2 protein-coding genes and 1 pseudogene are annotated in these 3,525 nt (G+C 56.3%); 2 read left to right on the top strand and 1 reads right to left on the bottom strand.

The genetic code is table 11. From position 1 onward, the window contains the following. Together EOA38_RS30970 and EOA38_RS30965 are read left to right on the top strand one after the other, a co-directional pair. A partial coding sequence (locus EOA38_RS30970) for an ABC transporter permease (RefSeq protein ID WP_145966141.1) occupies positions 1-477 on the top strand: 477 nt, incomplete at its 5' end. A gap of 367 nt (positions 478-844) precedes the next feature. Then, the gene (locus tag EOA38_RS30965; protein WP_127301014.1) at positions 845-2,275 is read left to right on the top strand and encodes a M20 family metallopeptidase; all 1,431 of its coding nucleotides are present in this window, start codon (positions 845-847) and stop codon (positions 2,273-2,275) included. Positions 2,276-3,156: 881 nt separating this feature from the next. On the opposite strand, the pseudogene EOA38_RS30955 reads toward EOA38_RS30965, so the two are convergent. Further along, positions 3,157-3,261, bottom strand: a pseudogene (locus EOA38_RS30955) (IS5/IS1182 family transposase); the annotation flags it as partial. Positions 3,262-3,525: the final 264 nt, after the last annotated feature.

Below are 3,525 nucleotides of genomic sequence, written 5' to 3'. Positions count from 1 at the left end.
CCGGGGATCCTGCTCGCCATTGCCTTGGCGACGATCTTCGGTGGCGGGGTCTTGACCGTAATCCTGGCTTTGGCGATACCGGAAGTGCCCGGTGTTGCAAGATTGGTTAGAAGCTTGACGCTGACGCTTCGCGAGCAGGTCTTCATAGAGGCGGCTCGGTCCTACGGCGCTAGTCCTCTGCGGCTACTGTTCAAGTACATCTTGCCGAACGCGTTGGCCCCAATCGCCGTGCAAGCAACCTATATCTGTGGCCTGGCTATTCTTTATGAAGCCTACCTGAGCTTTGTGGGTGTCGGGGTTCCTCCTGAGAACCCAAGTTGGGGCAATATCGTCGCCGAAGGCCGGTCGTTTGCTCTGATCGCGCCGTACCTAATATTGTACCCAAGCCTCGTAATCGTGGCTGTAGTCTTGGCTGTCAATTTGATCGGTGATGGCCTGCGTGACATGCTCGACCCTCGCTTCGCGCTACCCGGCTAAGTCGTTGCGTAAGATCACCGGCCGACTCTCGTCGACTGGTTATGAGGATCGAAGGGACGACCGAGGAAAGTTTCGAACCTCGACGCAAATCGATTGCAACTTGCTGGACTGCGGGCTGAGCTGACCGAGTATTGAATCGTGGCGACGAGCTATCAGTCACCATCGGAAGTTGACCTGACCTCCCGGTCGGGGGCATCTCGACTCTCGAAAATGCAGTCGGTGCGCAGAACGGCCTACCGGGCCTACCTCGTGGCCCGCGCACATTGGCGGGATCGCCGGAAAAGCCGAGAAATTGCCAAGGACTGTAAACGCTTCCGGATACGGCCATTCCGAACAGTTAGCCATAACCTCAAGGGACTTAGAAATTATGCAAAACGACCCTCTCAGCCTTGATGAAATCGTCCGCTGCGTGAATGCGAAAGCTGCCGACTACTGCGCCTTAAGCGACCGCATCTGGGCAATGCCAGAATTAGCATTTGAGGAGCATGGCTCGGTTGCAGAGCACATCGCTATGCTGGAGCGCGAAGGTTTTCGCATCACCAGGAATGTCGGCGGCATCGCTACCGCCTTCATCGCCGAGTTCGGCAAGGGCAGCCCCATCATTGGCATCCTCGGCGAATACGATGCGCTTCCCGACCTTGCTCAAGTCTCGAGTGCAACTGAACCCAGCTCGACCGCGGGTGGACCAGGTCATGGCTGCGGGCACAATCTTCTCGGCGCTGGCTCAGCGCTTGCAGCAGTTGCATTAAAGGATGCGCTCGCAGCCGAACGTATTGAAGGTAGAGTGCGCTTTTACGGCTGCCCGGCAGAAGAAGCTGGAGGGGGTAAGGCCTTTATGGCTCGAGCCGGCGCTTTTAACGATCTTGATGTTGCCTTCTGCTGGCACCCAGCAGTGGTGAACGAAGTTTTGACAAAATCCTGCAACGCTGCAAAGTGGGCTCGTTTCTCCTTTACCGGTCGCGCAGCGCACGCGGCGTCGGATCCACATTTGGGGCGCAGCGCGCTCGACGCAGTCGAGTTAATGAATGTTGGCGTCAACTACTTGCGCGAGCACATGCCCTCAAACGCTCGCGTTCACTATGCCATTACAAACGCCGGCGGTGAGTTCCCTAACGTCGTGCAGGCGTATGCCGAGTCATCGTATTCTATTCGTTCTCCGAACTGGCAAGATGCTGAACAGTTGTTCGCGCGCGTGCAAAAGATTGCAGAAGGTGCTGCGCTTATGACCGAGACATCTGTTAAGATGCAAATCACTGGCGGCTACTCCAACCTTTTGCCCAACAAAGCGCTGTATGATGTCATGTATGAGAACATGCGCCGTGTCGGCCCACCCCCCTTTGACAGAGCTGACTATGAGTTCGCCCAGGAGCTTCGCAAGATGGCGCTGACGGATGAAGGCGCGCTGGCAAGCGTCGCCGGGCGCGATGTTTCATTGAAGAACAAGATCTTGCACGATAGCCTGATACCGTTGGGGACAGACCAATTCGAGATGGGCTCGACAGACGTGGGCGACGTCAGCTGGATCGTACCCACCGCACAGTGTCAAACAGCCTGTTTCGCCATTGGCACGCCCTTCCACTCTTGGCAGCTCGTCACCCAGGGCAATCTGCCTGCAGCCCACAAGGGGATGCTATTGGCTGCCAAAGTCATGGCTTCTACGGCGGCAGATTGCATACGCAATCCAGAAATCATAATTCGGGCAAAGGCGGAGTTGAAGCAACACACGGGGGGACGCCCATATTTCTGCCCAATACCTTTGGACGTCACGCCCAGTGATCTGCGTGCGAAGGCGTCATAAAGCCCCGCTCTCAACTCGCTGAGAGTCCATTTGGGAATTGGTTCAATGGCTGGCTGATTCTGCGCATCAAGAGACTGCCCATGGCGGCGTGGATCATGGTTTCGGAGACGTCGATGGGTCGTTCGTAGTCGCACACCAGTGTTGGCTCAGCGGGTACTCATCGGCGGCTCCTTCCAAAGTGCCTAGGTCCGCACCTACGGGATCAAAGCCTGCCGCCGATGCGAAGGGCGCCCTTGACCAGGGCGCGCTTCATTCCAGAGCGTCGAGCATTCTGACTGAATGCAGGGATTGCCATCGCGTGGCGATGACCTGCTGTCAGAAAATCTGGATTTGAATATCACGTCGGGGGATGTTGCTGCCTACAGAGCGGTACAGCGGCTTAGGACTTCCACTGTCATTCCTAGTTCTTGATTGCTGAAACGGAAGACGAAGGTGGTTGCCGGAGAACCGAACGACGTGCGATTGAAAAATGTTGACAGCCAATGGATTGTCCAGGTCGTCGAAAATGGCAAATTAACTCGGCATTTTTTCGACGCTCAAGCCGCTGCCGAGAGCTACGCCGAAGGCCAGCGAATTCGGCTCGGCCTACCTGGAAGGCCACCGATCAGTTGACAACCGTTGAACCTGGATTAGGAGGAGAACCCGGTGGATGAGCGCCCTAAGAGGCTCCGCGAAACACCAGACTTCATCATCAACGATGTTCTCGACCTCACCGAGTACTCCGATCGAGGTATTGTCACTACCCTAGTTGATACGCACGGAGTTCGCCTTCGTCTCCACCTCACAGTCGTGACCTCCGAATTGCTTTGCGAGCGAATTGCCAACGCGCTGGAGAGCCGGTACGGCGAATAGCGACCTAAGAGTCCTCTTTGTTTTGAAATTCAGTGAGCGTTTCTGCGGATGAGATTGCCGCCCATAGCGACAAGGATCATGGCGTGAGAGACGTCGATGCGCTGCTCATAGTCGCGCACGAGGCGGCGCCATCTTGGAGGCCTGTGTTGGTCTAAACTCAGACCTTCGACCTTTGCCACCACCACCCGATTCTTCAGCGGCATCCGCCTCCGATGACATCAGCGGCCGCCGTAGCCGGACCTCCTCAGGCAGTCGTGGTTGCGCCGGCGTTTTCAGGTTCGGTTCTGCTTTAGCCCACCTGTGGTGGTGCATTTTGATCCAATCTGTCTATTCCGCAGATGGAGCGAGGTTATTAGGTTTAACATGGCTTCTCGGATCAGTTCCGTCTCGCTTTTGCC

Source organism: Mesorhizobium sp. M1E.F.Ca.ET.041.01.1.1 (genome assembly GCF_003997355.1).
Lineage (GTDB): Bacteria > Pseudomonadota > Alphaproteobacteria > Rhizobiales > Rhizobiaceae > Mesorhizobium.
This window is presented reverse-complemented; position numbering and strand designations above follow the sequence as displayed.